Source organism: Maritalea sp. YIW29, from assembly GCF_057219265.1.
Window position 1 is genome coordinate 149,360 of sequence record NZ_JBXVVF010000001.1, and the last position, 24,389, is coordinate 173,748.

The window sequence follows — 24,389 nt, forward strand, 5'->3', positions numbered from 1 at the left end:
GATGTAAGATATCAAGGGAGAGGTCAACTATGAAATTGCCGAACAATAAAAACTTGCGACGAATTTTGTTGGCGCAATTGCCAGCGGATTTTGCGGATTGGCTCGACTATGTCGCGATCATTTCCTTGTTCACCTACACTTGGACAGTTGATCCGATCTATTTCGCGTTCTTCGCGTTGTCTTTTGCCTTGCCCTATTTGATCATTGGGCCATTGGCAGGAGCACTGGTTGATCGCAGCAACCTGAAGATGATTTTGGTTTGGTCAAATCTGGGCCGGGCGGCAACAACACTAGCCTTGGCGTTTGCCGGCCAGCCTGAAATTGTGCTGGTGTTGGTTTTCATTCGTGCGTCAGTGGATAGCTTTTTTGGACCGGCAAAACAGGCGTCTATTCAAGCCCTGGCTGATAAATCCGAATTGATGGCAACAAATAGCTTAAGCCAAATCATCAACCAAGCGTCTAAGCTCGCCGGTCCCGCCGTTGGTGGCGCGCTGTTGTTGTTTGTCACCAGTCAGATGGTGTTTGTTATCAACGGGTTTGTGTCACTTGGTGCGCTGTTGATATTGCTTGGTTTGCCTGGGCAGTTGCGACCAGCAGACAAAAAGAAACTGGAGGATCAAGCCGGCGACAACGAGAAGTCTGAAGGCATTTTTGCCGAGATTGCTGAAGGTTATGTCGTCGTCACCAAAATCCCGGCACTATGGGTCACAATCGGTCTTGGCGCCTTTGGCTTTTTTGCGATGTTTTTGCACGACACACTATTGGGGCCAGTGACCCGCGAACTTGGATTTGACCAATCAGTGTTCGGGTTGTCTGTCACCGCCGTAGGCGCTGGCGGCGTGCTCGGTGCATGGGTGTTGGGCAGCATCAAGAAACAAATTCATCCCTATATCTTCATCGGTTTTGGGATGATTTCCGCCGCTGGATTTACGCTTTTCCTCGGCATCGTGGTTTATATGACATGGACCGTGCCGATCTGGGTGTTTGTTCCTGCCTTCTTCATTGTTGGGGTTTTAGGGTCCGCCATGTTCGTCCCTATGCGCACAGTATTGCAGCTAGAATCGCCGCCAGAAAAAATGGGTCGTGTTACGGCGGTTAATGAAGCTATGACGGTGATCGCGATGATGGCCGCGCCATTTGTTGGTGCAATCTTGGCAAGCCAATTTGGGTTGGGCGTGCCGTTCCTCGTCGGCGGTGGACTTTCAGTCCTCCTGGGTATTCTTGCACTAATGCTCATCCCGAAGGTGAAGTTCAAGAAGGCTGATGACGAGGCTGAGTTGGTTGAGCAAGCGTAGCTTTAGAGTTCGCCCAAATCTTTGAAATGGGCGAACGCTCTTTGCAGATGTTGGGTGTGTTATTCGCCCCAAGTTTCTTGCAAAACCCGCATCCAGTTTTCAAAGCAGATCTTGTTGACGGCATCATCGTCATATCCTGCGTCCGACAAAGCGGAAACTAATGCGGGAAGTTTCCCTGCATTGTTGATTTCTAGTGGTGGTGGGGCCCCATCATAATCTGAACCTAAACCAACATTGTCGATGCCCATCATGTCGACCATATAGTTGACATGATCGATGCAGGTTGAAAGCGGCACGTTCGGGTCTTGCTTGCCGTCTTTACGCAGGAAACCAACAGCGAAATTTAGGCCGACAAGGCCATTGCTGTCTTTGACCGCTTTGAGCTGATCGTCGGTTAGGTTTCTTGTTGTTTGACACAAAGCGTGGACGTTTGAATGGCTGGCAATCAACGGTTTGTTGCTGTGTCTGGCGACATCCCAAAAACCCTTCTCGTTCATATGAGAAAGGTCAATGGCAATGCCCATTTGATTACACGCCTTGATCAACTCGATGCCATCATTGGTGAGACCTGGCCCGGTATCAGGTGATGCAGGGAATTTGAATGGTACGCCATGGGCGAAGGCGTTGGAACGGCTCCATACGGGACCGATTGAACGTAGTCCTTCGGCGTAAAAGGCTTCAAGGTTCGATAGGTCCGGCAATATCGCCTCAGCCCCTTCAATATGAAGGACCGGCGCCATTCGACCCGCCGCAACTGCGTTGCGAATATCGCCAACAGAACGGCAGATTTCCACTTGGTCATCGGATGCCGCTGCAATGTCGCGCAGCAGCGTGATCATGTTCATCGTATAGTCGCGAGCAAAGGTTTGGCTCGGCGTTTTGCGAAAAGATTTACGATCTTCAGGCGGAATAAACATGGCGAAAAGGCCACCCACAAATCCGCCTTTTTGGGCAGATTGCAGATCAATATGCTGGCCTTCATGGGGTTCAAAAAAAGACTGTACGGGCTCGTCTGCGCGTTCTTCAAGAAGCTTGAGCAGAATGTCATTATGGCCATCGAAAATCGGCTGTATTTGTTTTTGTGTCATATTTTCCAGAACGGCAAGAGAAGTGATTTGCGCTAATAGTGGCATGGCTGTGAACTGTTTGCCAGCGTGTTACGGGTTTTGATTTCGATCAAGGTGTATGTCCACCATTTCCATATGCTGCCTCCTCAGATATGGGGATAAAAATGCATCAAGAAACAATTGAAAAATACGCAGCACCAGTGCCGCGTTACACCAGTTATCCAACAGCGCCGCACTTCACAACAGATGTTGATAATTCAGTCTATGAAACGTGGATTAAAGCGCTAGGCGAGGGGGACCGTTTGTCCCTATACGTGCATATCCCGTTTTGTGATCGCTTATGTTGGTTTTGCGGATGCAACACAAAGCAAACGCTTAAATATGCGCCGGTCAAAGCCTATTTGGAGCGGGTATATAAAGAAATCGATATGGTCGCTACCAGGGTAAAGCCGGGCTCAGTGGTAACCGGCGTGCATTTAGGTGGCGGTTCGCCGACACTTTTGGAGCGCAAGGACTTTCAAACGTTAGGGCAAAAGCTGCGCTCGGCGTTTACATTTGCCAAAGATGCCGAAATTTCCATCGAGATCGACCCCAGTGACGTGACACCTGAAAAAGTGCAAGGCATGGTGGATTTTGGCATCACCCGCGCCAGCATCGGTGTGCAGGATTTTAGTGAAAAAGTGCAAGAAGCGATTAATCGACCGCAGAGCTTTGAGCTAACGCGGGATGTTGTTCAAACGTTGCGCTCAGCGGGGGTGAAATCGGTCAATCTCGATGTGCTTTACGGCTTGCCATACCAAACAACCGAACGATTGATGGATACGGTTGAGAAAACAATTTCGCTCAAACCGGATCGAATTGCTCTGTTCGGGTATGCCCATGTGCCATGGATGAAGAGCCATCAAAAACTGATTGAAGAGGATGCACTGCCGGGCACCATCGAACGGTTTGAACATGCTGTTGCCGCGGGTGATCGATTGGCGACGGCTGGTTATGAGCGCATTGGATTTGATCACTTTGCGTTGCCGACAGACAGCATGGCCATGGCCGCAGCAGATGGCACGTTGCGCCGCAACTTCCAAGGTTACACAGTTGATAATTCGGATGCCCTTATTGGGTTCGGCGGGTCTGCTATTGGACAAACCAAAGCGGGCTATGTGCAAAACATTGTCGCAACAGGGCAATATCAAGCCGCGATTGACCGGGGTGAGTTGGCGATTGCAAAGGGGTTCGAACTTTCAAACACCGACCGAGCCCGCGGCTGGGTCATCGAAAAACTCATGTGTGATTTTGCATTCAGTAAAGCTGACTTGGAGTCGAAATTCGGCGAACGTGCCTTGCCAATTTTGGATGAAGCAAATTACGCTGCTGCGGCCGACAAAGATGGTTTGATCAACAATGATGAAGAACAATTCGCGCTGACCGAACAGGGCAAATTGTTCGTTCGGGCAATCGCTGCGAAGTTCGACGCATATTTTGGCCAGGGGGCGGCGCGACACTCAAAAGCCGTTTAGTGGTCAATGCACAATATCGTGAAGGTCGCTAACTTGCACTTATCTCCTTAGGCAGCAACAATGCTCGACAATTCGGCATCGATCTTAAGGGGGAGTGAAATGGGGACCGTTGAATCCGACAAAATTGCGGTGTCATTTGATGGCAAGAAATGCATCCATGCGCGTCGTTGTGTGTTGGGGTTACCGGAGGTGTTTAATCCCGGTGCGAAGGGGCAATGGATATTTCCGGCCAATGCGCCAGCGCAAGATCTGGCGCGATTGGTTCGAGAATGCCCATCTGGCGCATTGACCTATCAACTCAAAGACGGATCAGATGAGGAAACCGCACCACGCGTAAACACTGCTCGTTTGTGGGAAAATGGTCCTGTGGAATACCGAGGCGACTTGTTAGTTGACGGACAAGAGCCGGCTGTTCGTGCGGTCCTTTGCCGTTGCGGCAAGTCAAAGAACAAACCGTTCTGTGATAATTCACACCTTGATGATGATTTCGCCGCGACCAGTGACGTTGCACCAAAAGAAGATCCAGTTGCGCTGGAAGCACGTGATGGTGAGCTAGCGATTAAGGCCATTAAAGATGGTCCGTTGATGGTTTCGGGTAACTTAGAAATCGTTGCTGGATCGGGTCGCAAAATCACCACCGGAAAACGCTTTGCAATGTGCCGGTGCGGCGCGTCAAAAAACAAGCCATTTTGTGATGGCAGCCATAAGGCTATTGGGTTTGAGGCCGACTAGTGACCGACATTAAAATTGAAAAGCAGGACGGCCCCACACGGGGCCGTTATTTTACCGTTGTGGATGGGGTGGAAGCAGAATTGACCTATTCGCGCATGAGCCCCCATTCCATCATTGCTGACCATACTGGTGTGCCAGAGGCGCTAAAAGGGCAAGGCGTTGGCAAAGCGCTGGTTGAATATCTGATTGCCGACGCGCGACAAAGCGGTACTAAGATCATTCCAATTTGCCCGTTTGTTAAAGCGCAATATCTGCGACATCCAGCATGGTCCGACGTGATGAATTAGGTCACTGTGTCGGCCGACGGTGTTTTTATGCGCAGAAGAATTGGCAAGGCGAACATTGCGCCAATTGCTGCTATCCAGAGCGTATTTGGAATGCCGATCCACATCGAAATCGGCCCCGCAAGTAGTGCGCTTATGGGTATGACGATACCAGTGGTAAGTTGGAATGTTGCGTTGGCTCGCGCCAAAATATGTGAGGGCATTTCGCGTTGTCGCAAGCTCAGGGATTGAATGATAAAAATGGTCATGAAGAAATCGCTGGCAAACTGCTGAAAGGACAGAAATGCAACGCCATATTGAGGGAATGTGGCGGCGAGGGGGATGCCAAAATTCGCCAACTGGCCAAAAATCATCGTAATTATGATCGTGTTGCGCAGCCCAAATTTTTCCGCTGCAGGCTTTGCTGCCAGTGCGCCAAAGAACCCAGAAATTCCTCCTAAAGATATTATGATGCCCACGGTGAAAGGATCGAGCGCCAAAGTGCGCAGGGCAACAATCATATAGAGCGCGAAGTAAATGCCACTAGCCAATGTCATCAATGTATCAGCGGCCAAAATGGGGCCAATCATTGGATGTTTGATACAGGCGTTAAAGCCCGATAGCGCATCGCGTAACAAGCTATCGTCTTTAGACTTTCCCGTTGGTTCCGGCTCCGATTTCTTGATCAGCGACAACATCAGTGCGGACCATAAATAGGTCACCGCATCAAAAATCATGGCTACTGGTGCTGTTAAAACCGAAACCAGAAGTCCAGCAATGCCGGGACCAGATGCCTCTGCAACAGCGTCCGTTGCTTCCAGTTTTGAGTTGGCGTCAACCAATTGATCTTTGCTCACGAGCCGGGGCAGGTAGGCATTGTCAGCGATTTGGAAAATGGCGGTTGCTGCGCCAACGACTGTCGCAACGATATAGAGTTGCATGATCGAAATTGCAGAAAAATGTGCGGCGATTGGAACGCTGAAGATTAGGCCTGCGCGAATGAGGTCGGTGGCAATAAGAAGAGGTCTCTTTTTATTGCGATCAATATGTCCGCCTGCAAAAAAAGCCACAAAAATACCAGGTGCAAAACTAAGCGCAGACAGAATTGCAATTTCATTGGCCGTCGCGTCGATTGTTAGAATGGCGATCATTGGCAATACGGTGCGGGTGATACGCGAGCCGAATGCGCTGCCAATTTGCGCGGCCCAGAGTTTTAGAAAATCTGAATGCTTCAACAATGACTGGTTTTGTGCGTCGGACATGGGGCGAAGACCATATGGATGGGCGGGCCTGATTGTTGCTACAACTGCCCGTTTTACTCAATAGATGATCAAGCGATGTTGATGTTTGTGCGGAATATGCGCCCTAAATGCAACATTTGGTGTCGCCAAAAAATTAGGGGTGCCCGACTAAAGGCACCCCAAATTACGGCTTAGAAGTTGTGGGGACAGGTCTAAGCCGATCTGTTTTGGCGATTTTGGATGAGCTTTTCGACCACAGAGGGATCGGCAAGCGTTGATATGTCGCCTAAATTTGAGAATTCATCCTCAGCTATTTTCCTAAGGATACGTCGCATGATTTTGCCGGATCGGGTTTTGGGCAAGTCTGGCGCGAATTGGATGAGGTCTGGTGTTGCGATTGGCCCAATTTCCTTGCGCACCCATGCCCGCAATTCTTTGAGTAAATCATCACTAGGCTCATTGCCCGCCATCAAGGTGACATAGACATAAATGCCTTGGCCCTTAATGTCGTGCGGATAGCCGACAACGGCAGCTTCTGACACTTGGTCATGAGCGACCAACGCGCTTTCTACTTCGGCGGTGCCCATGCGGTGGCCAGAAACGTTCAATACATCATCGACACGGCCTGTGATCCAATAGGCCCCGTCTTCATCGCGTTTGCAGCCATCAGACGTGAAATATTTGCCCTTGTAGGTGGTGAAATAGGTGTCGACGAACCGTTGGTGATCACCATAGATGGTGCGGGCTTGGGCGGGCCAACTGTCTAGAATGCACAGATTGCCTTCCGCCGCGCCTTCCAGCACGTTGCCGTCGTTGTCGACCAGTTCAGGTTTGATGCCAAAGAATGGTGAGGTGGCTGCACCCGGTTTTAAGCCATGAGCGCCGGGCAATGGGGTCATCATGCAACCGCCAGTTTCTGTTTGCCACCATGTATCAACGATTGGACATTTTCCTTCGCCAACAACATGGTAATACCATTCCCATGCTTCTGGGTTGATGGGTTCACCGGCAGTACCCAATAGTTTGAGCGATGAGCGATCCGTTTTGGTGACAAATTCGTCACCTGCGCCCATCAATGCGCGGATGGCCGTTGGGGCGGTGTAGAACTGATTGACTTGATATTTGTCGATGATCTGCCAGAACCGCGAGCAATCTGGGAAGTTTGGTACGCCCTCAAACATGACGGAGGTCGCCCCGTTCGACAATGGCGCATAGAGCGTGAAACTGTGTCCGGTAATCCATCCCAAGTCCGCGCCGCACCAGAATACATCGCCGTCTTCGTAGTTGAATACGGCGCGCATAGCGAAGGTGATGTAAGTAAGATACCCGCCAGTTGTATGCACCACGCCCTTGGGCTGACCTGTTGATCCGGACGTATAAAGGATGAATAGCGGATCTTCGGCATTCATCGGCTCGCAGTCACAAAATTCGTCGACGCCTGCCGCTGCTTCATGCCACCAAACGTCGCGCCCGCCCTTCATGGTGATATCGGTGCCAGTATGTTCAACAACCAGCACTTTTTGCACGCCTAGGGCATGTGGCATCGCGTCATCGACATTCTTTTTGAGCGGAATGGTTTTGCCACCGCGACGACCTTCGTCTGCGGTGATGACTATAGTGCTGTCGCAATCATTGATGCGACCAGCGAGTGCTTCAGGCGAGAAGCCTGCAAATACAACAGAGTGTGCAGCGCCAATCCGCGCACAAGCGAGCATGGCGTATGTAATCTCAGGGATCATCGGGAGATAAATGGTGACACGATCGCCTTTTGTAACGCCTAAGGATTTCAAGACATTTGCGAAACGGCAAACGCGTTCGTGAAGCTGGTTATAGGTGATGGCAAGATCCGTTTGATCCGGGTGATCAGGTTCCCAAAGGAGAGCAACACGGTCGCCATTTTCTTTTAGATGTCGATCTATACAATTGTAGGCGACGTTTAACTCGCCATCCTCAAACCATTTGATCGACACCGGGTCAAAGCTCGTGTTCTTGATGATTGTCGGCTCTTTTGTCCAGTCCAATCGCTTTGCTTGTTCTGCCCAAAACCCGTCTGGATGATTGATGGAACGCTCATACATGGATTGATATTGGGCCGCGTCAATCAACGCATTTTGTGCCCAATCGGCGGGAACGGGGTAGGTTTTACCGGACATAGTTCTTCTCCTGCTCGCCTGCACATTTCATGCTGGCGGTGCTTTATCAAAACGTCAATGTTCAATGGCCGGTCCCTACCGTGCCCGGTCTTTGGGCTAAAACCCAATTGGGTGGAAGCCCTAAAAACTAAATCGCGAGATATTCGTGACGTAGTTCCTCGTTATCCAAGACCTCTTGCGCGGAGCCGGTGAAGGCAACCTCGCCGGTGTCTAGGATAACTGCTTTATCGGCGAGGCGAAGTGCGGCAACCGCATTTTGCTCAACGATAATGGTTGTGATCCCGATTTCCTTGATCTCCATCAGGATCTTTTCAATCTCTTGCACAATGACTGGGGCTAGCCCTTCATAGGGCTCATCCAGCAGCAAGAGTTTGACATCCCGCACCAACGCACGGCCAATGGCCAGCATTTGCTGTTCGCCGCCAGAAAGGGTCACGCCTTCCTGTGTGCGGCGTTCGGCAAGGCGCGGAAAACGTTCGTAAACTTGTTCAATTGCCCATCCATGGCCTTCGGCAACCTGGGCGAGGGTGAGGTTCTCCTCCACGGTTAGGCCTTGGATGATACGCCGATCTTCTGGCACCAATTGCAATCCAGCCAACGCAGCTTCGTGCGCGCGCATTTGGTGCAATGGTTGGCCGTCTAGCCACACTTCACCTTGGGTGAGTTGGGGATTATCAGTACGGGCAAAGGTACGCAGCGCTGATGTTTTGCCGGCGCCGTTGCGACCTAAAAGGGCCATGATCTCACCTTTGGGCAAGTCCATGGAAATGCCCTGAACGATGTAACTTTCACCATAATAGGCATGCACATCAGAGACAGAAAAAAACGGACGTTCATTCTCAGTCGCGGCTGCGTTCAGCGTGATTTCAGTTTCAGTTGTCATAGCGTTCATTAGTGTGCTCCCCCAAGATATGCTTCTTGCACTTTCGGGTTATTGCGCACTTCCTCTGGTGTTCCCTCGGCGATGATGCGGCCACCGGCCAAAACCGAGATTTTGTCGGCCAACGAAAATACAACATGCATGTCGTGTTCAATGATGACCTTTGTCATCCCACGTTCTTTGATCTTCTTAAGCAAGTCAATTGTGGTGTTGGTATCGTGTCGCGACATGCCAGCAGTTGGCTCATCCAATAGTAACAAGCTGGGGTGCTGAATAAGGCACATGGCCAATTCCATGCGCCGCTTGTCCCCACGTGAAAGAGAGGCGGCCAGCATATCCTTGCTGGCGGTCATGCCGACATCTTCAAGCATGCGTTCTGCCTCTGCTCGAATTTCTTCTTCATTGTCCAAAGAAGAAAGGAAATTCAACGTAAATGAACCGTCACGCCGTGCAAATGCAGGTGCCATCACGTTTTGCAATACCGTGAGGTCCGGGAAGATTTCTGGTGTTTGGAATACCCGTGCAACGCCCGCCTGATTAATTTCATGCGGTTGTTTGCCCGTTAGAACTTCACCATTAAACACCACCGCGCCGCGCGTTGGGGCCAGCCTACCGACCACAACATTAAGTAGAGTTGATTTCCCCGCGCCGTTAGGTCCGATAATTGCGTGGGTTTTGCCCTCTTCGATTTGCAGGTCAATATCGCTGAGGGCGTGCAGGCCGCCAAATGTCTTGTGCACATCTGCGACATGCAGAACAATATTCTCGTTGTCTGTCGTCATTTCAATGTCCTTTCAAGACTATTCAGCAGGTGCTGGAGCTGGGGCTTGATCTTTGGGCTTGGCCTTATCGCCACCGCTATTGTTGAACAGGTTTGATATGCGCTTAAACCCTTCCATCATGCCGCCGGGCAGGAATGTCACGACCAAGACGAACACAAGACCAAGGGTGAGGTGCCAGCCTTCGCCGACAAAAAGCGATGTAACGCTGACGACAAAGTCTTCAATCCCGTCAGGCAGAAATGCAAATATATTGTGCAAAACATGCTCGTTGAATGATGAGAAAATGTTCTCGAAATATTTGATGAATCCCGCGCCAATTATTGGGCCCATCAAAGTTCCCGCGCCGCCAAGAATTGTCATCAGGACAACTTCACCCGATGCGGTCCATTGCATACGCTCCGCGCCAGCAAGAGGGTCCATTGAAGCCAATAAACCACCCGCAAGGCCAGCATACATGCCGGAAATGACGAAGGCCGCGAGTGTGTATGGCTTTGTGTTGAAGCCAGTATAGTTCATCCGCGTTTGGTTCGATTTGATTGCTCTAAGCATCATGCCGAAGGGCGACCGGAAAATGCGCATGCTGAGATAGAATGCGAGGATGGCGATGAAGGCACAAAAGTAATAGCCGAAATTGAAGGTGAACACCCAGTCGGCCAAATGCAGTTGGTAAGAGCTGCTCATATCAAGGCCGAAAAAGTTTGTTGCTGGCACATTGCCATTTTCTGCAACTTGTTGTCCCAAAACACGACGGTCGCTCAATGTCACTTGCAGTCCTGTTTCACCATTCGTGATGGGCGTGAACACGGAGTAAGCGAGGTTATATGACATCTGCGCGAAAGCGAGAGTCAAAATTGAGAAATAAATGCCTGAACGTTTGAGCGAGATGTATCCGATGATCAAAGCCAAAATACCTGATGTGATCACCGCAAGAACGAGACCTGGTAGCACATTCATGGACAACAGTTTGAACATCCAAACCGTAGAATAAGAACCCACGCCAAGGAATGCAGCATGGCCAAAGCTTAGATAGCCTGTTAGGCCAAACAAGATGTTGAAGCCAATCGCGAAGATACCGAAGATCGCAAAGCGCTGCATTAAATCAGGATAACCGCCATTGAACTGAGCCAACGGAGAGGTCTCCGGAAATGGTTGCAACAGAATTGGTGTTGCCAGTGTCAGGCAAATGACGAGCAGTAAAAATCGGGTGTCTATTTTGTTTAATCCAAGCATAATTTACTCCTCCATCACGCCTTTGCGTCCCATCAAACCCCTTGGCAGAACCAGAAGAACGATGATGGCGATAAGATAAATGATGATCTGATCAATGCCCGGTATGATGTCTTTCACCCAGTTCATCGATGCAAAACTCTCGACAATTCCCAGCAAGAAACCGGCCAACACGGCGCCGGACAAGGAACCCATGCCCCCAACGACCACGACCACAAAACTTAGAACAAGGAAATCCATGCCCATATGATAGTTGGGCGCGTTGATGGGTGCGTACATGACGCCAGCCAAACCCGCGACGGTCGCGGCGATACCAAACATTGCGGTAAATTTGCGATCAATATCAATGCCGAGCAGGCCTACCGTTTCACGGTCGGCCATGCCAGCGCGGACGACCATGCCAAATGTGGTGTAGCGCAAGAACGCGAAGATGGCGCTGATGATCACGCCAGCAAATAGGAAGTAGATCAATCGCCAATAGGGGTAGACGATAACAAATGGGTCGAACCCAATGAGCACGCCGAAATCGAGAGCGCCCGCAAATACATCCGGGGCTGGCTGAGAAATTGGATTGGCGCCAAAGAATGTTTTGACAATTTCTTGCAAAACAATGGCCAGTCCAAATGTCACCAAGATTTGGTCTGCATGGGGACGATTGTAGAAATGTTTGATCAGCCCGCGTTCAATAAGAACGCCAACTGCAATCATAACGGGTATCGCAAATATGATGGCGAGCGGGACCGACCAGTCAATGATCGCCGCGCCCATTTCGGGGCCGAAGAAACTTTCAACATATGGCGTTTTGATTTTTAACGGGTTGCCCAAAAAGTCGAGCTTTTCAGGATCAATCTGTTCGTAGGACAGGTTTAAGATTTGCCGGACGACCACAGCGCAAAAAGCGCCAATCATAAAAAGGGTGCCGTGGGCAAAATTGACAACGCCAAGCGTGCCGAAAATCAACGTTAACCCAAGGGCGATCAACGCGTAAGCGGATCCTTTGTCCAAGCCATTTAACGTTTGGAGAATTATTGCGTCCATGGGGTTTACCTCAGGTATGCGACCAATTTGAATTTGTTTTCAAATAAGTCCAACCGCACAATGGGAGATGCGCGGTTGGACCTTTTGTTTTATGCGCCGGGGTTACATGTACCCAAAGCGCCACCAGCGAACATTTCGTGATCCGGTGCGTATTCCACTTTTTCACGTGGTGTAACTTCAACAATGTCCAAAAGATCGAACTCGTTGGTTGGGTTGTCTTTACCCTTCATAACCAACACGTCTTTGAAACATTGGTGATCGTCGGCACGGTAAAGCGTTGGGCCGTTGCCCAGTCCGTCAAACTCAAAGCCCTCTAGCGCAGCTGCTACGCCGCAAGGGTTGAATGTTCCCGCACGCTCACATGCATCCGCATATAGCAGTGTCTGCACGTAACAAGTGTGGGCAGAGTTTGATGGTGGACGACCATACTTTTCACCAAATGACTTCACGAATGCTTTTGTTCCAGCATCTTGAAGCTGCCAGTTCCAGTTCATGGAGCCGAACACACCTTTGATGTTTTCGCCAGCACCGCCAGCCATAAGCTCAGAATAAAGTGGTACGACAATTTCAAATTGCTTCCCGTTGACCACTTTATCCCGCAATCCAAACTGGATTGCTTGGGTGAGCGAGTTTACCATCGCACCACCATATTGATTCAAGATCAGTGTATCCGCGCCTGAATTGAGAATTGGGGTCAAGTAGGCCGAGAAATCTTGCGTGGTTGTTGGCGTGAGAACGGTGTTGACCGTGTCCCAACCAATACCCTCTGTCGATTGTTTCAGCGATGCCTGCTGTGTCCAACCCCATGTGTAATCCATGGAAAGGTGATACGCGCGACGATCAGTTCCATATTCAGACTTCAGAACAGGGGCCAATGCCACGCCGGACATATAGGCGTTGAAGAAATGGCGGAAACCATTCGCTTTTTTGTCTTTACCTGTTGTGTCATTTGAGTGGGTAAGGCCGGCCATGAAAATCACGCCTGCATCTTGGCATAAGCTTTGTACAGCGACCGCAACACCAGATGATGAACCGCCATTGATCATGATAGCGCCATCTTTTTCGATCATCGCTTTTGCTGAGGCACGACCTGTATCAGAGTTGGTGTTTGTGTTGCCTGTTACAAACTCAACCTTTTTGCCCAGCACGCCGTTGCCGCGCAGTGCCTTTGAGCTGAAGGTGTTCAACATGCCGCCATCACCTTCGCCATTCAAATGCTGAACGGCTAGTTCTTGCGCCTTTAGTTCGTCCAAACCTTCGTCCGCATATGGACCGGTTTGAGGAACGTTAAAGCCAAATGTCACTGAACCGCCAGTGGGCTGATTACGATATTCCTGGGCAAAACCACTTGAAAATATTGTTGGCGTTAGTCCCGCGCCGATGAAACCGGCTGCAGCGCCCTTAAGAACTTTACGGCGGCTTGGGCCGCCCTTGCGTTCGCTCATTATTCTCCTCCTTTATAGGTTGATGGGCATCGATAATGGCGATGCGTCTCATCCCGGTCATTCTAGAGGGGATATGAAAATCAATGCAATAATCCATTGTAATATAATGATTATTTTGTAAATAGTTGACCTTTAAGAAAGTAAAGTTTGTAAAAATATTTACACCAGCTATATTCATCGGTGTTGAAATATGGAGACAAAAAATGCGTTCGCCGGTTGGGTTGAAAATTCGCAACTTGAGGAAATCACTTGATTTCTCGCAATCTGGATTTGCAAAAATGGTGGGGATTTCTCCGTCCTATTTGAATTTGATTGAAGCGAACAAGCGCGAAGTTGGTGGGGTGTTGTTGCAGCGGATTGCCGCGCATTTGAATGTTGAGTTGGATCTGTTAACGGGGGAACATGAGCAACGGCTGATCAATGACATTGAAGAAGTGTTCGCAGACCCGATGCTCGAATCGTTAAAATTGGGGCCGGAAGATGCCCGCAATTTGGTGGCAACCAACCCGGATGCGGGGGCAGCATTGTTTCGTATTTATCGTGGCTATTTGGACGCGCGGGCGGATGTCAAAGCGATGTCCAATAGGCTGCAATCTGATCCATTGCTGTCCCAACTATTGCACCAAATGCTTTCGCAAATTACTGCGGTTCGCTCAGCGGCCGAGATTTTGGAAGATGTTCCGGATTTAGAACCCGATCAACAACGCCGGTTTCATGCGTCAGTTTCCCGCGATAGCCGAACGCTTTCAGACGTTGCTCAAACCCTGATAGGTGAATTTGATCGTGATGCGGTTGAACATCATTCCGTCAGCCCAATGCGGGAAGTGGATGATCTCATAAATGATGAAAAGAACTATTTCCCCGCACTTGAAGAGCTTGGTTCCAAACTGCGCGAACAGGTTCTTGAATTTGGAACATTTGGAGAAGTCAGCCTTGAGGCAGCATTGGAGGACAAATTTGCGGTTCGGGTTGAACGTTCCGGTCAACGCGATGACCGGCTGCAAGCGACGGTCGGGCAATATCATTATGATCAGGCTGAGAAACTTATGTGGTTTCGCGGTAGTTGCACAATGGCCAGTCGACAGTTTCAACTGTCCCGGTTATTTGCTGAAATGTCCGGCATGGATGTCTTGCTGCAATTGGTGGATGACCGACGGCTGACGTCGCAAACATCGCGTCGTTTGGCCTATCGGGCACTTGGTTCCTATTTGGCTGGCTCGATCAGCTTACCATATGACCAGTTTTTGTCTGATGCTGAGAGCAACAAATATGACCTTGATTTTCTCGGGCAAAAATACACTGCCAGCTTTGAACAAGTTGCTCATCGGCTTGTAACGCTTCGGGCCCCGAGTCGAGAAGGTATTCCGTTTGGATTTTTGCGATCAGACCCGGCCGGGCGTTTGACCAAGCAGTTTCCATTGCCCGGGCTTCAACTGCCCAACGCTGGGCATGCCTGTCCATTATGGGCGATCTATGGCGCGTTCAGGCGGCCGAATGACGTGGTTAGCCAGTTGGTGACTTATCCAGACGGGTCGCGATATTTGTTTTTGGCAAAGTCCACGGCCAAACGGGCTGCCGCTTACAGTCAAACGCCACTATATACATCGGTGATGTTGGCCTGCGATGTTTTGCATGCAGATAAAACGGTTTATGGGGAGGGCCTTCAGTTAGACAACAGCGCGCTGGATGTACCGGTGGGGCCAACCTGCCACATGTGTATTCGTCGCGATTGTGCGCACCGTCAAGAAGAAGTGCTGGCCGGGGTTGATTCACGTCATACAGTCCGGGCGCCACTTGTGTCAGGATTGTTCGATGTTGGCGACGAGGCAAAAAATGAATAAAGTGACCAACTTATAACCTTGGTTGTTTCGGCGGGAGGGCTGATTTCGCCATAGGGGGAGGAACATTTGTGTCTGTAGACGTACTGATTGTCGAGGATGAACCAAGCATCCTTGATTCGCTGGATTTTATCCTTAAACGGGCTGGTTGGCGGATCAGCGCGGTCACTGATGGTGAATCTGCGATTACCGCCGTCGGCGAATTGACGCCGACCGTTTTGGTGTTGGATGTGATGCTGCCTAAGAAATCTGGCTTTGAGGTGCTCAAGCAATTGCGCGGGCAGCCCAGCACCAAAAACTTGCCCATTTTGATGTTAACGGCGAAGGGCCAACCGCAAGACCGCAAAATCGCCCAAGATTTGGGTGCAAATGGTTTTGTCACCAAGCCTTATGCCAACAGCGAAGTGGTGGATGCTGTGCGCCAATTGATGGAGCAGGCAACCGCTTGATCATAAATTATGGCTGAGAGAAAACGCAGTGAAGGTTTTGCATTTTTTCTACCCGTTGTTGGTGTGTTTCTCATCATGCCGCCAATCGTTTTGATGTTCGATAAGAATGCCAATGTCTTTGGTATTCCGTTGATTGTGGCCTATTTATTTTCCACCTGGTTGTTCCTCATTTTTGCCTCACTAAACCTCACCCGGTTTTTGCCTAAAGCGCAAAAAGAGGGTGTAGAAAATCCAAGTCATGGGGATGAAAGCCCATGATTTCAGCCAATGTCGTTATCCTGATTTCGGTTGGCTATGTCGTGTTGCTTTTTGCGTTGGCATACTTTTCCGAACGTTGGGCAAAGGGCGACCGCGCACACTTTTTGCGTTCACCTTTGGTCTATACATTGGCGATTTCCGTATATTGTACCAGTTGGACATTTTATGGCGCGGTTGGCTCGGCGGCGCGCAGCGGACTAGAGTTTTTCGCCATCTATTTGGGCCCAACACTGGTTTTTGTTGGCTGGTGGTTTGGTTTGAGAAAGTTAGTTCGCATTGGCCGCAATCAACGTATTACGTCGGTTGCCGATCTGATTTCCTCTCGGTTTGGCAAGAGCAACCGCTTGGCGATTTTGGTGACTTTGATCGCGGTTATCGGCACGACGCCTTATATCGCCCTGCAGCTTAAAGCGATCACCACCAGCCTGTTCGTAATTTCATCTGACAGTCTAGTCGCCAGCGTCGGCGACCGTGCTGACGACAATCGTTTGGCTCTTGGTGTAGCGGCGGGGATGGCGCTTTTCACCATTCTGTTTGGTACGCGAAATGTTGATGCGAAAGAGCAGCATCATGGTGTTGTCGCCGCGATTGCTTTTGAAGCGATTGTGAAACTCGTGGCGCTCATGTCCGTCGGCATTTTTGTGGTGTTTGGCATTGGCGGTGGGTTTGGCGAGATCTTTGCCAAAGCCGAAAGCGCTGGCATTCAGCTATATGACAATGGTGGGTTTGGGACGCGCTGGGTCACCATTCTCGTGTTGTCCGCATCTGCGATTATCTGTCTGCCCCGGCAGTTCCAAATTACGGTTGTTGAGAACTCGGATGAGAACCACCTTCGCACCGCCAGCTGGGCGTTTCCGCTTTATCTGTTGGGGATGAGTGTTTTCACTTTGCCAATTGCAATCGTAGGTATGAATCTCCTGCCCGCCGGAACTGACCCGGACATGTTTGTTCTTACGCTTCCGTTGGCGCACGATCAGGAATTGTTGGCGCTGTTTGCATTTATTGGCGGATTTTCCTCTGCGACATCGATGATCATTATTGCCTCAATCGCCCTTTCGATCATGGTATCCAATCATATTATTATGCCCATCGCACTGCGCACGCCGTGGCTGTCAGATTCAGGTGACGGGCAGGGGGTCACCAATCTGTTGCTCACAAGTCGTCGTGTTTCGATTTGTGCAATTTTGGCCCTTGGGTTCTTGTATTTCTGGCTGACAAATGGCTCGGGTGCCCTCGCGCGGATCGGTTTGATTTCGTTTGCTGGGGTTGCCCAATTTTTGCCCGCAATTGTTGCGGCGCTTTATTGGCGGGACGCCACGGCGAAGGGCGCCGGCGTAGGCCTTGCTGTTGGTTTCGCTTTTTGGGCCTATACGCTGTTTCTACCCAGTTTCGTCGAAACGGGGGGATGGGTTGCCGCGTTGGTGGCGCATGGTCCATTTGGAATTCAGTTCCTGCGTCCCGAAGCGCTGTTCGGACTTGAGAATATCGATCCACTTGTTCACTCGGTCTTCTGGAGCCTTCTCGCCAATTCTGCGTTGATGATTTTTGTTTCGTTGGCCACAAACCAATCAGCACTTGAACGCATTCAGAGTACGCTGTTTGTCGACGCGTTTCGGAGGCTGCCAGGGACTGAAACAAGGTTCATGCGCTCGTCGGCAGCTGCAAACGATTTGTTTTTCGTCGCCCAACGTGTTTTGGGTGCTGAGCGGGCGACCGCGATTTTTGACGGCTATTTAAAGCGGGAGCCCGGCAGTCGGGCGCAGTTCGAACCAACGCCTGATTTTATTGCGCATTTGGAGAAAGAACTTGCCGGCTCAATCGGCGCGGCGTCAGCTCACGTGATGTTGTCGCAAGTGGTTTCGGGCGACAATATTTCACTGCAGGAGGTGATGCAGATCGCTGACGAAACCCAGCAAGTCATCGAGTACTCGCAACAGCTGGAGCAAAAATCTGAAGAACTTCGCTTAACAGCCGAAAAGCTTCAGCATGCCAACGAGAAATTGCGTGAACTGGATCAGGAGAAGGATGAGTTCTTAAGTCAGGTCAGCCACGAAGTACGCACGCCTATGACCTCAATTCGTTCATTCACTGAAATATTGTTGGACCCTGAAGGGGTTACTGATGAAGAGCGAAAACGTTTCTTATCCACCATCCATACGGAGAGCCTGCGGCTTACTTTGTTGTTGGATGAAATTTTGGATTTGAGTGCGCTGGAGCGCGGTGAAAAGAGTTGGAAGAATGAGCCCGTCGATGTTCTAAAAGTGTTGAACAGGGCCGCTCTGGTTTGCGAGCCGCTGGCAAAATCATCTGGCATTGATATCCGCAAAGCGGACGTGGAGGGCACACCGATTGTTCATGGAAATAGCGACCGGCTTTGTCAGGTCTTTATCAACTTGATGTCTAACGCGGTGAAATATAACGACAATGAAAATCCATTTGTCCAAGTGAATATGAAACGGATTGGGCGTCGGTTTATTTTGGAGTTTCAGGACAATGGTCCCGGGATCGCGCCCAAGGATAAGAAGCGCATATTCAACAAATTCTCGCGCGGTTATCGTGGCGTTTCAGATGTGCAAACGGGATCGGGCTTAGGATTAGCCATTAGTTCACAAATCCTAAACCACATGAATGGCAAGATTGATCTGGTAAAAGGCAATGGCACGGGTGCATGCTTTCGGGTGACGTTACCCATGTCAGACGCAGCGATAAAAGCAGCTCAGTAAAGCTTACCGCTCGTTTTTCTTACTCTGCTTTTCGGCCATGAATGCGCCCGAAAACCCAACATAGCGCCCGGGTCGAAAGTTCATCGCGATAACGAGGTTGAGGATGAGTGCCCCAACAATCGACAATAAGACCTTGTCCACGGGAAGTACAAAAAACGCGCAGACCAAAATCGCCATGTCGACGCCCATTTGGAAATAACCAGCTCGAATGCCGTACCGGTCCTGCAAATAGACCGCGAGGATGTTCACGCCGCCAAGACCTGCATTGTGGCGGAATAATATCAGCAACCCCGTCCCGATGATCATACCGCCGGCAATTGTCGCGAAATATGGATTGAGTTGGTCAAAAATAACCCAACTCGGTGTTAGTTGGGCGAGCAGCGAAACAAGGGCAATGGCGGCGAAGGTTTTAATTGTATAGCTGGCGCCCAGGCGTTTCCAAGCTAGCCAATAAAAGGGCAGGTTGAGCACGAAAAACAACAAGCCGAAACCAAGCGGCGTTACGTAGTCCAACAATAGCGCCAAACCGTTTATCCCACCGGTGCCCAACAATGTATGTTTATACATGGTGACCCCAAGTGCCACCATTGATGTGCCGGTGATGATGGCGAGTAGGTCTTCATGCCATTTATGTTGAACGCCCTTTTGTGGATCAATCATGTGCCATTTCCAATTTGCTTCGCCTCGCGTTTCAAGGGCTATCGGGAATGGCCGACTTTGGCAAGTCGTGCTGCTTACGCGCTGAAATTTTGGGTGCTATGGGGCACGGCCAGGATTAGATAAAATTTTAATCGATATTCTAACGTGACCTTATTTTGCGCCTGCTACCTTGGGATCGTATTCTAAGTGGGAGTAGGAAAATGAGTAATTTTATTGAGGCAGATAGCCGCGAACCATTTGGTGTTTTTGAGTTCTTTGAAAACAGCATGGCATCGACAGTAAAAAAGACACAACCAAAAGCGCCCAAGCGGAAATCGGCTTCATTTGCCGACTTTATGTCCGCACTTGATGAGCTTCATTTCGCTCAAACAGGCAATATTGGTAATTTGGCCGACAAAAAAGTTTAGTAGCACTCTTTCGAATTGACGAGTGTGAGTTTTCACCGGAGTTTCAATTATGAGTTCAATTTCAAGCGTTAGCGCGCCTGCACAATTTGCGCGCCCAGATCCTGTCCGCCCTGAACAAACAGAAGCGGTACGCAATCAAGATAAAGTGGAAGACGTACAAGCTTCCAAAAAACAAGATGTCGATCTGCAGACTGAGCAGCGCCAAGAGGTGAAGACCCCAGAGCGCGACGGCACCGGTTGGGTAGTCGACAAAGAGGCCTAAGCATTCCCTGCAGCGGAATTGTTTTGATCTTATGAAATAGCTAGAGCTGCTCCATATTCTAAATTGGAGCAGTGGAATGCACAGCGATACTTACAAAAAAATCATCCGAGGCTTTTGCGTTTACGACTTTGTCGGTCTTGGCTTGTTTGCAATTCCGATTGCCAATGCGCAACAACTCTCAACATATGACGCTGTAAATCAACTCATGGGCGGCAACGCGATTGCCGTCACTGAACCCTTTTCACTTCTTGCCATACAGTTGCTTGGTCTCTTAGTCATTGCATGGGGCATCTGGCGTTGGCGAAACCCTTCACTTGAAATTGGTGTGTTTGAAGGTTGTCTGAGAATGGTCTATGGCCCAACCATGATCTGGTTTGGGTTAACAGCAAATATGCCAATCATGACTTTGGCTGGTGTTGCTGATATCGCTATCGGCATGTTGCATCTTTGGGGTGCAAAGCAAGTCAACCGTCAATCAACATTGTCCGTTCAATAGAGACATCGTCCAAACCAAGTGTAGATTTTGCCTCAAGGTTATCCCAAAATCATGGTGCGTGATGATCTGTGTTTTTAAGAATTGCTTGTCATCTCGCTTTCGAGGGCGTAATTGAACGTTGTTCAAAAGAGGTGAGGCATGGCCAGACGCGCAGATCATACCAAGGAAGAACTTGGCGCACTTATTGTTAAGTCGGCGAGCAAGATCATTGTCGAAAACGGGATAGAAAAGCTATCGGCCCGGGCACTGTCCAAGTCAATCGGCTATGCGCCCGGCACGCTCTATCATCATTTTGCGGACTTGGACGCGATTGTTACGGCGGTCAACGTGGAAACGCTCAATGGACTTGCAGTGGCATTTGCGGCTGCGGGTGGTAAAGAAGCGGGAGAGGAAACCCTTCATGCTTATGCCGATATTTTCTTGGCCTATGTTAAAGACCACAAAAACCTTTGGAACGCATTGTTTGAATTTCGCCGTTCGCCCGGGGCAGACGTGCCGGATTGGTATGTGGCCAAAATTGATGGGCTTATTCAAATTCTCACCCAATGCTTTGTCGCTGTGCGTCCAAACCTGCCACTTGATGAAGCGCAAAAAGCCAGCCGACTTTTGTTCGCGAGTGTACACAGCGTTTCTTCACTGGAAAATTCAGGCCGGATGGAATTGATCATGAACCATGACATTGGCAAAATTGCTCATGAGTTGGTCGATATCCATCTTTTGGCGTATAAATCCAAATAATTCTGAAAATAATTACTTCACCTAACTCATTGTAAATAAAATATATATCGAGCTACTAGCGACAAAAATGGTGATTTTTCTGAACAGCGTTCAATTTTATTGTTGAACGGCGTTCAAAATCCTGTATGTTGAAATTATGAACAGCGTTCAAAATAAAGGAAAGACTGATGAAAAACTTACTTGGTACATTGTTGAATAGTTTTAGCGCTAAAGCTGAAGACAAAATCATTGATCAATATGCAGTTGAACTTATTGAGCAGAAGGTGCGCGAAGCTGAGGCTGGGTTAAGCGGCGCGAAAGCGACATTGGCGTCTCTCATTCTCCGCAAGAAAAGCGAAGCCAAAATGCTAAGCAATCTTCGTGGACGCAGTGCAGATATTGAAAAACGTGCTCGGCTTGCTTTAGAAGCGGGCAAGGACCAGCTTGCACATGAAGCAGCGCAAGCTATTGCGGAAATTGAAAATGAAAGTGCAGTTCGTCAAACCACATTGGACGAGTTGGAGCATCGCATCGAACGTACACAAAGTTCAGTTGAAAAGGCGCACCGACGTATTGTTGACTTGAAACAGGGCCTTGTTGGCGCTCGGGCAATCGAGGCCGATAAACGGGCGCAGAAATCACTAAACCGTAGTCTTGGCAATGTTAGCGCGATCAATGAGGCAGAGGAGCTTATCGAGCGGGTGAACCAAAGTTCAGACCCATTTGAAGAAGCAGAGATCTTGGATCAAATCGATGCGGGGCTTACAAAATCTGACGTTGGCGACCGGTTGGCCGCCGCTGGCTTTGGCGACAAAACCAAGGTCGATGCCAGTGACGTGTTAACCCGTCTTAAACAGCAGTAAATCTAGAACACATCCGCAATATACTTTAGAGGAAATTTGAAATGCAAAAAGATGACAACTCAATCTACATCATGGTCAATGGCATCGGCGTTATGACAGCACTTGCGTTGCTGGGTATCTCCATCTGGATTATCGACGTTGATATTGCCACCAAAGGTTATTGGGTCATGGGGTTGGCAATGTTGATGATCTGTCTACTTAATTTGGTGAAATATCGTTTCGATCAACGCCGTTCAGCTGAAATTGTCGAGAAGCTTGAAAATGCCAAGAATGAAAAGCTGCTCAAAGACTATGTCGTAAGCGACGAATAGACGGCACTGCTGCGTCGCTCGAATTATTGGCCTCACACAATCTGTGTGGGGCCATTTTTTTAAACAATATCGTACGGCACCACGCTCCGCTCGTCAGGTGAAATGGATATCTCCGCTGCGATGGGCGGCACGGAACGTTGGGTGCAGTTGCGGCGTTCGCAGATGCGGCATGAAATGCCGATTGGGTCGAACGCTGCAGTTTCGGAAATGTCCAAATCTTCTGAATAAATAAGCTGATCGGCATGGGTGATTTCGCACCCCAATGCATACGCGTATCGTCGCGTAGGTTGGCGAAAACCACCTGCGCTTTTTTCGTTTATCCACGCCAAGCATAAATAGCGTTTGCCGTCGGGTGTTTCGGCACGTTGGCGGATGATTTCAGTTGGCGATTCAAATGCCCGGTGTACGTTCCACAGAGGGCAGGCGCCGCCGAACCGTGCGAATTGCAATGCGGTTGCGGAGTGTCGTTTCGTGATGGTGCCCGCTTGGTCGACCCTAGCAAAGAAAAACGGAATGCCGCGATGTTGTGGGCGTTGCAACGTTGATAGGCGGTGTGCGACTTGTTCTAAGCTCGCGCCAAATCGCTGGGCCAACACTTCAATATCATATCGCACGATTTGTGCTTCTTTCAGGAAGGCTGCATAAGGCATCTGCAATGCGCCAGCGAAATAGTTGCCCAAACCAATCCGGCAAATGGCGCGGGCTTCGTCCCGCTTGAAGTTTGCTTTCTCTAAAATCGAATTGATCAGGCTGACCTGTTCTAACAATGCCAACTGGTTGGCCAGTTGGAAAAACTGAGTTGGTTTTTCAAGTGAAGCGTTTATACGAATGGTTCGGCGCGTGCGATCGAATTGGCGGATCATGTCGCGCTTGTTGGGCAGCACAAATTCAACGCTCAATTCATGCACTTCAGCGCAATAAGCAACCAAACGCTCCAGTTTCTGGTGGTCATCTAATCCAGCTTCAGCGGAGAGTTCTTCTGCGGCACGGTCCAGCTCGTCGATATAATTGTCTGCATAGTGGAAGAAATCGCGCACTTCTTCATATGAAGTTTGCAGATTGCCAGAATGCTCGCGCATCAGCACATCATCGACACCAGCCATGCGCTCGTTGGACTTTCGATAGGCTTCATAAAGCCGTAAAAACGCGTGCGCAGCATCGGGGGTGTTGGTGGCCAAGTTCTTCAGCTCTTGTAGACCAGGGGGCATGTCGGCGAAGATCGGATCTGCGAAAATTTCTTTGAGATCAACAATTAGTCGGTCCGATTTGTCTGCGAGTAGGGTGGTGACGTCAACATTGAAAGTTTCAGCAAGCCCAAGCATGATCGATGCCGTAACCGGACGTTGGTTATTTTCCAACTGATTGACATAACTCGTGGAAATATCGAGCCGGTTGGCAAATTCGGCCTGTGTGAGTTTGTTGCTTTCGCGCAGTGCCCGAAGTTTTACACCTGCAAAGATTTTCCGTTGTGCCATTATTTCGCTCCCAGTTGAGCGGCAGCTTTGCTGCCTAACTTGCGCGGGCGCGAAACCTAAAGGTTTCGGGCTGGCCGCCCAAGTTATGTTTAGGTGCCAAGAACTCGTAAGTCTTGCGAGGCACCATTGATTGTTCTTTCCTTGCCGCCGTCGCGCCCATGGCGTTTCCCCGACACCCCCGCCGGTTGGTGCGCTTCAGTCACTCAGTGCGGGCACGCGAAGACGGACGAGCATCGTGAGCGAGATTAGAGTTTCACAAAATCCACAAGTTTACAATTAACAATGTGAAAAGC

The 24,389-nt window shown here is 49.8% G+C and carries 24 protein-coding genes; 14 read left to right on the forward strand and 10 right to left on the reverse strand.

From position 1 onward, the window contains the following. The first annotated feature begins 29 nt into the window (after positions 1-29). On the forward strand, positions 30-1,295 hold the full coding sequence (locus AC2D8L_RS00715) for an MFS transporter (RefSeq protein ID WP_484683532.1): 1,266 nt from the start codon (positions 30-32) through the stop codon (positions 1,293-1,295). Between the two features lie 59 nt (positions 1,296-1,354). On the opposite strand, the gene AC2D8L_RS00720 is transcribed toward AC2D8L_RS00715, so the two are convergent. Further along, a complete protein-coding gene (locus AC2D8L_RS00720; protein ID WP_484683533.1) occupies positions 1,355-2,383 on the reverse strand; it encodes a dipeptidase in 1,029 nt (342 codons plus the stop codon). Between the two features lie 143 nt (positions 2,384-2,526). Here AC2D8L_RS00720 and hemN point away from each other — a divergent pair, with 143 nt between their 5' ends. The 3 genes from hemN (at position 2,527) to AC2D8L_RS00735 (ending at position 4,895) form a co-directional block, all read left to right on the forward strand. Continuing rightward, positions 2,527-3,876, forward strand: a complete 1,350-nt coding sequence (gene hemN / locus AC2D8L_RS00725) for an oxygen-independent coproporphyrinogen III oxidase (protein WP_484683534.1) — start codon at positions 2,527-2,529, stop codon at positions 3,874-3,876. A gap of 99 nt (positions 3,877-3,975) precedes the next feature. After that, the gene (locus tag AC2D8L_RS00730; RefSeq protein WP_484683535.1) at positions 3,976-4,608 is read left to right on the forward strand and encodes a CDGSH iron-sulfur domain-containing protein; all 633 of its coding nucleotides are present in this window, start codon (positions 3,976-3,978) and stop codon (positions 4,606-4,608) included. Further along, complete coding sequence (locus tag AC2D8L_RS00735) at positions 4,608-4,895, forward strand: GNAT family N-acetyltransferase (RefSeq protein ID WP_484683536.1); 288 nt, start codon at positions 4,608-4,610, stop codon at positions 4,893-4,895. The genes AC2D8L_RS00730 and AC2D8L_RS00735 overlap by 1 nt, the downstream gene beginning before the upstream one ends. On the opposite strand, the gene AC2D8L_RS00740 is transcribed toward AC2D8L_RS00735, so the two are convergent. The 7 genes from AC2D8L_RS00740 to AC2D8L_RS00770 all read right to left on the reverse strand — a co-directional run bounded on the left by AC2D8L_RS00740 (position 4,892) and on the right by AC2D8L_RS00770 (position 13,637). Beyond that, complete coding sequence (locus AC2D8L_RS00740) at positions 4,892-6,133, reverse strand: MFS transporter (protein WP_484683537.1); 1,242 nt, start codon at positions 6,131-6,133, stop codon at positions 4,892-4,894. The two genes, AC2D8L_RS00735 and AC2D8L_RS00740, sit on opposite strands and share 4 nt — an antisense overlap. A 191-nt stretch (positions 6,134-6,324) precedes the next feature. After that, positions 6,325-8,265, reverse strand: a complete 1,941-nt coding sequence (gene acs, locus AC2D8L_RS00745) for an acetate--CoA ligase (protein WP_484683538.1) — start codon at positions 8,263-8,265, stop codon at positions 6,325-6,327. A 127-nt stretch (positions 8,266-8,392) separates the two neighbouring features. Continuing rightward, positions 8,393-9,148: an ABC transporter ATP-binding protein gene (locus AC2D8L_RS00750; RefSeq protein WP_484685132.1), complete on the reverse strand. Its 756-nt coding sequence runs from the start codon at positions 9,146-9,148 to the stop codon at positions 8,393-8,395. An 8-nt stretch (positions 9,149-9,156) separates the two neighbouring features. Beyond that, a complete protein-coding gene (locus AC2D8L_RS00755) occupies positions 9,157-9,927 on the reverse strand; it encodes an ABC transporter ATP-binding protein (RefSeq protein ID WP_484683539.1) in 771 nt (256 codons plus the stop codon). Between the two features lie 18 nt (positions 9,928-9,945). Next, positions 9,946-11,157, reverse strand: a complete 1,212-nt coding sequence (locus tag AC2D8L_RS00760; protein ID WP_484683540.1) for a branched-chain amino acid ABC transporter permease — start codon at positions 11,155-11,157, stop codon at positions 9,946-9,948. A 3-nt stretch (positions 11,158-11,160) separates the two neighbouring features. After that, positions 11,161-12,192 (reverse strand): branched-chain amino acid ABC transporter permease, encoded by a 1,032-nt coding sequence (locus AC2D8L_RS00765; protein WP_484683541.1) that lies wholly within the window; start codon positions 12,190-12,192, stop codon positions 11,161-11,163. Positions 12,193-12,281: 89 nt separating this feature from the next. Continuing rightward, entirely contained in the window at positions 12,282-13,637 is a 1,356-nt protein-coding gene (locus AC2D8L_RS00770; RefSeq protein WP_484683542.1) for a substrate-binding protein, read from the reverse strand. A gap of 203 nt (positions 13,638-13,840) precedes the next feature. Here AC2D8L_RS00770 and AC2D8L_RS00775 point away from each other — a divergent pair, with 203 nt between their 5' ends. The 4 genes from AC2D8L_RS00775 to AC2D8L_RS00790 all read left to right on the forward strand — a co-directional run bounded on the left by AC2D8L_RS00775 (position 13,841) and on the right by AC2D8L_RS00790 (position 18,905). Next, positions 13,841-15,478, forward strand: coding sequence for a helix-turn-helix domain-containing protein (locus AC2D8L_RS00775; protein WP_484683543.1), 1,638 nt, complete (start codon positions 13,841-13,843; stop codon positions 15,476-15,478). A 68-nt stretch (positions 15,479-15,546) separates the two neighbouring features. Continuing rightward, a complete protein-coding gene (locus tag AC2D8L_RS00780) occupies positions 15,547-15,924 on the forward strand; it encodes a response regulator transcription factor (protein WP_484683544.1) in 378 nt (125 codons plus the stop codon). A 9-nt stretch (positions 15,925-15,933) separates the two neighbouring features. After that, positions 15,934-16,182 (forward strand): hypothetical protein, encoded by a 249-nt coding sequence (locus AC2D8L_RS00785; RefSeq protein WP_484683545.1) that lies wholly within the window; start codon positions 15,934-15,936, stop codon positions 16,180-16,182. After that, entirely contained in the window at positions 16,179-18,905 is a 2,727-nt protein-coding gene (locus AC2D8L_RS00790) for an ATP-binding protein (RefSeq protein ID WP_484683546.1), read from the forward strand. The genes AC2D8L_RS00785 and AC2D8L_RS00790 overlap by 4 nt, the downstream gene beginning before the upstream one ends. Positions 18,906-18,908: 3 nt before the next feature. Here the strand turns inward: AC2D8L_RS00790 and AC2D8L_RS00795 are convergent, their stop codons facing one another. Continuing rightward, positions 18,909-19,565, reverse strand: a complete 657-nt coding sequence (locus AC2D8L_RS00795; RefSeq protein ID WP_484683547.1) for a YitT family protein — start codon at positions 19,563-19,565, stop codon at positions 18,909-18,911. Between the two features lie 200 nt (positions 19,566-19,765). Here AC2D8L_RS00795 and AC2D8L_RS00800 point away from each other — a divergent pair, with 200 nt between their 5' ends. From AC2D8L_RS00800 to AC2D8L_RS00825, 6 genes are all read left to right on the forward strand, one after another. Then, positions 19,766-19,972: a hypothetical protein gene (locus tag AC2D8L_RS00800; protein WP_484683548.1), complete on the forward strand. Its 207-nt coding sequence runs from the start codon at positions 19,766-19,768 to the stop codon at positions 19,970-19,972. Between the two features lie 49 nt (positions 19,973-20,021). Continuing rightward, complete coding sequence (locus AC2D8L_RS00805; RefSeq protein ID WP_484683549.1) at positions 20,022-20,234, forward strand: hypothetical protein; 213 nt, start codon at positions 20,022-20,024, stop codon at positions 20,232-20,234. 76 nt (positions 20,235-20,310) lie between these two features. Further along, entirely contained in the window at positions 20,311-20,730 is a 420-nt protein-coding gene (locus tag AC2D8L_RS00810) for a hypothetical protein (RefSeq protein ID WP_484683550.1), read from the forward strand. A 138-nt stretch (positions 20,731-20,868) separates the two neighbouring features. Further along, positions 20,869-21,468, forward strand: coding sequence for a TetR/AcrR family transcriptional regulator (locus tag AC2D8L_RS00815; RefSeq protein WP_484683551.1), 600 nt, complete (start codon positions 20,869-20,871; stop codon positions 21,466-21,468). A 167-nt stretch (positions 21,469-21,635) separates the two neighbouring features. Beyond that, positions 21,636-22,310, forward strand: coding sequence for a PspA/IM30 family protein (locus AC2D8L_RS00820; protein WP_484683552.1), 675 nt, complete (start codon positions 21,636-21,638; stop codon positions 22,308-22,310). A 41-nt stretch (positions 22,311-22,351) separates the two neighbouring features. Further along, a complete protein-coding gene (locus AC2D8L_RS00825) occupies positions 22,352-22,621 on the forward strand; it encodes a hypothetical protein (RefSeq protein WP_484683553.1) in 270 nt (89 codons plus the stop codon). A 59-nt stretch (positions 22,622-22,680) separates the two neighbouring features. On the opposite strand, the gene AC2D8L_RS00830 is transcribed toward AC2D8L_RS00825, so the two are convergent. Further along, positions 22,681-24,096, reverse strand: coding sequence for a helix-turn-helix domain-containing protein (locus AC2D8L_RS00830; RefSeq protein ID WP_484683554.1), 1,416 nt, complete (start codon positions 24,094-24,096; stop codon positions 22,681-22,683). Positions 24,097-24,389: the final 293 nt, after the last annotated feature.